The 6,000-nt window shown below is 42.9% G+C and carries 5 protein-coding genes; all 5 read right to left on the reverse strand.

The features are described 5' to 3' along the window. Nucleotides 1-679: 679 nt before the first annotated feature. From codY to trmFO, 5 genes are read right to left on the reverse strand one after another with little or no spacing between them, the layout of a single operon-like run. Nucleotides 680-1,459 carry a GTP-sensing pleiotropic transcriptional regulator CodY gene (gene codY / locus JOC94_RS16660; protein WP_077111734.1) on the reverse strand — a complete coding sequence of 260 codons (780 nt, stop codon included), beginning with the start codon at nt 1,457-1,459 and terminating at the stop codon, nt 680-682. A gap of 44 nt (nt 1,460-1,503) precedes the next feature. Beyond that, nucleotides 1,504-2,922, reverse strand: a complete 1,419-nt coding sequence (gene hslU / locus JOC94_RS16665) for an HslU--HslV peptidase ATPase subunit (RefSeq protein ID WP_408021928.1) — start codon at nt 2,920-2,922, stop codon at nt 1,504-1,506. 47 nt (nt 2,923-2,969) lie between these two features. Continuing rightward, nucleotides 2,970-3,512: an ATP-dependent protease subunit HslV gene (gene hslV, locus JOC94_RS16670; RefSeq protein ID WP_077111735.1), complete on the reverse strand. Its 543-nt coding sequence runs from the start codon at nt 3,510-3,512 to the stop codon at nt 2,970-2,972. A 22-nt stretch (nt 3,513-3,534) separates the two neighbouring features. Next, entirely contained in the window at nt 3,535-4,428 is an 894-nt protein-coding gene (gene xerC, locus JOC94_RS16675; RefSeq protein ID WP_205179924.1) for a tyrosine recombinase XerC, read from the reverse strand. A gap of 42 nt (nt 4,429-4,470) precedes the next feature. Continuing rightward, on the reverse strand, nt 4,471-5,784 hold the full coding sequence (gene trmFO / locus JOC94_RS16680; protein WP_205179926.1) for an FADH(2)-oxidizing methylenetetrahydrofolate--tRNA-(uracil(54)-C(5))-methyltransferase TrmFO: 1,314 nt from the start codon (nt 5,782-5,784) through the stop codon (nt 4,471-4,473). Nucleotides 5,785-6,000 lie beyond the last annotated feature (216 nt).

Here is a 6,000-nt window from a genome sequence, read left to right on the forward strand (position 1 = left end):
CTCAGCGTCACGATGTTATTCTTTCTGGATATTACGGTGAGCATCTTCCAAATCCATCCGTTCGACTTTTATGATATATTCCTCTTGCGAAATTTCTTCAGACTTCTTTATGGAACAGCATTCATGCAAAAAACTGCAATGATAACCGACTCGGCAGCATATCCCGTTTCCTCCATTATAACAGCAAGATCCCTTTCGCTTCACGCACCACCATGTGGCAGACCATGCGACATTCTTTCATGTTTTTAGGATATCATGACGGGTTGGTCAAATAATAGAACATATGCAATATCTTCTTATGATCGATCCAAGCCATTATGGGAATATGGAGATCATATCATTAAACCAATCTAGACTATGATCGAATCACTTTTTTAAAACACGCACCCATCTTATCGAGGTCGAAACAAAGCGCTTTTCCTTCGTACTGTGATATGGGACGAAGTCAGCGCCCGCTTCGCCTGCACTGGAACGGAAATGTCCAATTCAGCTGCTGACACGTCTGTGTCGCTTTTCATACACTAGGACATCCAGTTCAGCGGCTTGCCCATCCGGCGTTGGCCCCGTGCATCACTTGTATACTTCAACGTGCTGTTTTAGCGAATCTGGGCATTTCATATACATGTCGCTTCCATATCATACTAACATAAAAAACGCCGGGAAAATCCCGGCGCTGATATTAGTTTGATTTTAATTTGTCCAATTCTACGAGGAATTTTGAGTTCAATACTTTAATGTATGTTCCTTTCATTCCAAGCGAGCGGGATTCGATTACTCCCGCGCTTTCCAGCTTTCTCAATGCGTTGACAATGACAGACCGGGTAATACCAACACGGTCGGCAATTTTGGATGCGACAAGCAATCCTTCCGTACCATTGAGTTCCTCAAAAATATGTTCAATCGCCTCTAATTCACTGTAAGACAATGAACTGATGGCCATTTGAACAACGGCTTTGCTGCGGGCCTCTTCTTCAATTTCCTCGGCTTTTTCACGAAGGATTTCCATTCCTACAACTGTCGCGCCGTATTCTGCTAAAATCAGATCATCGTTGTCGAACTCCTGATCCAATCTGGCCAAGATCAGTGTGCCCAAGCGCTCACCACCACCATTGATCGGAACAATCGTTGTTAAACCCGTCGCAAATAAATCTTTGCTTTCTTCAGGAAATGCCGTGTATGGGCTGTTTACATCAAGGTTTGATGAAGTTTCTGTAATGTTAAACAGATTTTTCGTGTAATCTTCGGGAAATTGGCGATCCTCAAGCATTTTTTTCATTCTGTCATTTTCAATTTGTTGGCGGATTGCATAACCAAGCACCTTTCCCCGCCGGCTTAATACATATACATTTGTATCGATAACATCACATAATGTTTCGGCCATTTCCTTAAAGTTGACTGGTTTTCCGGCTGCTTTTTGAAGCATTGCGTTAATTGTTCTTGTTCTTGATAATAGTTCCATTGTTTCTCCTCCTAACGGTTAATTAGACTCTACTTCCAACAATATTAAAGAATAAATTGGCTTAAATCTTTGTCTTCCGAGATTACTGCGAGTTTTTGGTCAACATACTGCGGTGTGATTTCCACTTTTTCAAGCGTGATATCTGGTGCTTCAAATGATAAATCTTCCAATAATTTTTCCATGATTGTATGGAGGCGCCTGGCACCAATGTTATCCGTATTTTGATTCACCTCAAAAGCAATTTCCGCAAGCCTGTTAATAGCATCGTCTGAAAATTCTATTTGTATACCTTCCGTTTCCAATAATGCCGTATATTGCTTAATTAATGCATTATCGGGTTCGGTTAAAATTTTGACGAAATCATTTACGGTCAATTTTTCAAGTTCCACCCTGATTGGAAAGCGCCCTTGAAGTTCTGGAATTAAATCAGACGGCTTTGCCATATGAAATGCGCCCGCAGCTATAAACAAAATATAATCCGTTTTGACGGGGCCATATTTTGTTATGACCGTGGAGCCTTCCACGATTGGTAAAATATCCCTCTGAACACCTTCCCTTGATACGTCTGCAGATGAAGATTGATTTCCTCTGCTGGCAATTTTGTCAATTTCATCAATAAAGATGATGCCTGTTTGCTCCGCTCTTTGGATAGCTGTTTGCGTAACTTCATCCATATCAATCAATTTTTGGGCTTCATCGTTTGTTAAAACAATTCGTGCATCTTTTACGGGAAGTTTCCTTTTTTTCATGCGTTTAGGCATGAGGTTGCTTAATGCATCCTGCATATTCATTCCCATTTGCTCCATGCCCGAACCTTGGAAAAGATCAAACATAGATGGTTGCTGTTCCTCAACTTCCACTTGGACGATTTCATTTTCGAGTTCTCCGTCCGCAAGCTTTTGCGCAATGATCCTCCGCTTCTCACGGATGCTCATTTCTTCCTGCTCATTAGCAGAATCGGTCGTCTCGCCTTGTTGTGCTCCCCCAAAGATCATTTCGAAGGGATTTTTAAAACCCTCCGCTTTTTTCTTGTCGGGGACAAGAAGTTTTACGAGTCGTTTGTTCGCCTGTTCTTCCGCGCGTTCCCTCACATCCAGCATTTTTTCTTCTTTTACGATCCGGATGGACGTTTCCATGAGGTCGCGAATCATCGACTCAACATCTCTGCCGACATAACCTACTTCTGTAAATTTGGTTGCTTCCACTTTTACAAAAGGCGCTCCCGTCATTTTGGCAAGTCTGCGGGCAATCTCGGTTTTACCGACACCCGTAGGGCCTATCATCAAAATGTTTTTGGGGACAATTTCATCCCGTAGATCTTCTTGTAAAAGTCCTCGCCGATAGCGATTCCTCAACGCAACAGCAACAGCACGCTTCGCTTCTTTTTGCCCAATGATATATTGATCAAGCCGCTCAACAATCTGTCTTGGAGTTAAGTCATTCCCTTTATTCAAAATTGGCAAATTAGTCCCTCCTTACATACAGTACCGCATTGAGCAGCCGACATGTGTTACAATTCTTCGACAATTATTTGTCGATTTGTGTAGACACAAATATCGGCTGCAATTTCCAATGCCGCCTTTGCCATTTCTTTAGCTGATAAATGTTCGCCAGCATAATGTTTCAGGGCCCTGCCAGCGGCAAGCGCATAGTTTCCCCCGGAACCGATGGCCAGAATCCCGTCATCCGGTTCAATCACTTCGCCTGTTCCGGATATGAGGAGCAAGTTGTCTTTGTCCATCACAATTAACATCGCTTCAAGCTTGCGCAATATTTTATCACTGCGCCATTCTTTGGCAAGCTCCACCGCAGACCGTTGAAGGTTGCCATTGAATTCTTCGAGTTTTCCTTCAAATTTTTCAAAAAGCGTAAATGCATCTGCAACAGATCCGGCAAACCCGGCGAGAACTTTTCCATGAAATAATGTACGTACTTTGCGGGCAGTATGTTTCATGACGACGGCATTACCAAAAGTTACCTGCCCATCACCTGCCATCGCACACTTGCCATTATGATGAACGGCAAAAATCGTCGTTGCATGAAATTGATCCATCGGAATCTCTCCTTCTACCCCGCTACGCTCTCGGGTGAAAATTCATGTATGTTTTTCGCAAATGTTCTTTCGTTACATGTGTATACACTTGAGTGGACGATAAATGCGAGTGGCCTAAAAGCTCCTGCACTGTTCTCATATCGGCGCCATTATTCAGCAAGTGTGTCGCAAAACTATGACGGATCATATGCGGATGCAATTTCCCATTCAATGACGCCTTTTTCATTAATTCGGTTAATATATAACGGATTCCCCTTGGAGTCAGCGGTCCACCCCGCCCATTGACAAACAGTCTGTTGTGGGCAGAGGGCTGTTTTACCAGTTCGTTTCTTCCTTTTTCAATATATATAAGCAATGCCTCCCTGGCAAAATCGCCAAAAGGAATGTAGCGTTCTTTTCTTCCCTTTCCCTTCACCAGGACTGTAGAAAAGTCGAAGTCAATGTCTTTGTCTTCAATTTCCGCACATTCACTTACCCTGATGCCCGTAGCGTACATCAGCTCCAATAGCGCCCGATTTCTTTTTCCTAATGGGGTGGAAACATCACAGGCGAGAAAAAGCTGCTCCATTTCTTCTTCATAGAGAAAGCTGGGAAGCTTGACCCCGAGTTTTGGTTGAATAACCAACAGAAAGGGATTTTCAGATACCAGTTTTTCTCTCAAACAGTATTTGAAAAAGCTTCGTAAACTTGAAATTTTCCTGGCTGCGCTCGTTCTGGCATATTTCTTTTCATATAAAGTGGTCACATATAAGCGCGCATCTAGGTATTCAACTTCTTTAAACGACCCGATTCCGTTCTCTTTCATAAAATGGATGAATTCGTCAATATCTTTTTTATAAAACTGAATTGTATAAGAGGAATGGCTTTTCTCAATTTGCATATACTCTAAAAATGATTGTACCGCTTTATGCACCATATGTAATCCCTCTTTCGGAAGCCTTCTAAATATTATCACAATTCATTTATCGGCGCAACTTTCCATAAAGTTTTGGATGGTAGCTAATGCTCTTTGCGCATATTGTTCGATTCGCTGCTTTTTGTTCCTTACTTTTTGTGGGAGTTCGGGAAAAAGCCCAAAGTTTACATTCATTGGCTGAAAGCTTTTCGCTCCTGTTGTTGTGATATAGTTGGCCAAACTTCCGATGGCCGTTTCCTTCGGAAAGACAAGCGGTTTTTTTCCACTGGATAGCATGGCGGCATTGATTCCTGCAACAAGCCCGCTCGCTGCCGATTCGACATAGCCCTCCACTCCTGTCATTTGTCCGGCAAAGAATACTGTTTCTTTTTCCTTAAACTGATAGGTGTTTTTGAGCACCTTGGGCGAATTAATAAACGTATTTCGATGCATAACGCCATAACGGACAATTTCAACCTTCTCCAAGCCGGGAATCAGTTTGATGACTTCCTTTTGGGGTCCCCATTTCATATGGGTCTGAAATCCCACCATATTGTATAGCGTTCCTGCTGCATCATCTTGTCTGAGTTGGACAACGGCATAAGGTGTTTTTCCAGTACGTGGATCTTCCAAACCTACCGGCTTCAGCGGTCCAAACAACATCGTCTTTTTGCCCCTTTTGGCCATGACTTCGATCGGCATGCAGCCTTCAAAGAACATTTCTTTTTCAAATTCTTTCAATGGGACGGTTTCCGCTTCGATTAACGCTTCATAAAAGCGATCGAATTCCTCCTCATTCATGGGGCAGTTCAAGTATGCTGCTTCTCCTTTGTCGTATCGTGACTTTAAGTAAACTTTATCCATGTCAATGCTGTCTTTTTCCACAATGGGCGCGGCGGCATCGTAAAAATATAAATATTCTTCTCCGGTCAGTTGTTTTAATTTTTCAGAAAGGCCCGGGCTCGTCAATGGTCCCGTTGCGATAATGGTAAGCCCTGTAGGTATTTCTGTTATTTCTTCGTTATAAACCGTTATGAGCGGGTGGTTACGAATCTTCTCGGTTACATAACCGGCAAATTCATGACGGTCGACGGCCAAAGCGCCTCCGGCAGGTACGGAAGCCGAGTCGGCCGCTTCAATGATAAGCGAGTCGAGGATTCTCATCTCTTCTTTCAGTACACCGACTGCGTTCGTTAAGGAGTTGGCCCTTAGAGAATTGGAACAGACCAATTCGGCAAATTTATCCGTATGGTGTGCAGGTGTCTGTTTTGCAGGTCTCATCTCGTATAAATGAACGGGGACGCCCCTTTTCGCCAACTGCCAGGCAGCTTCACTGCCAGCGAGCCCTGCCCCGACTATATTAACAGATTGCGTCATCTATTTACCTCCTGATAATGATCAATCATTCACAAACTCCACTATTTCCACATCCCTATTGCATTTTACCCTAAATAATTCAGAAATAACAACAATGAGCTTATGGATCGTGCATTTTTTAGGTTCTATGTCAAATGTTGGGGTGGAGTGAGATGGAATCTCACCCTACCCAACATGACTTCCAATTTTTTTATACTTATGTAAAAGAAGTATTCT

It is taken from the genome of Siminovitchia thermophila (assembly GCF_016909185.1).
Classification (GTDB): domain Bacteria; phylum Bacillota; class Bacilli; order Bacillales; family Bacillaceae_C; genus Siminovitchia; species Siminovitchia thermophila.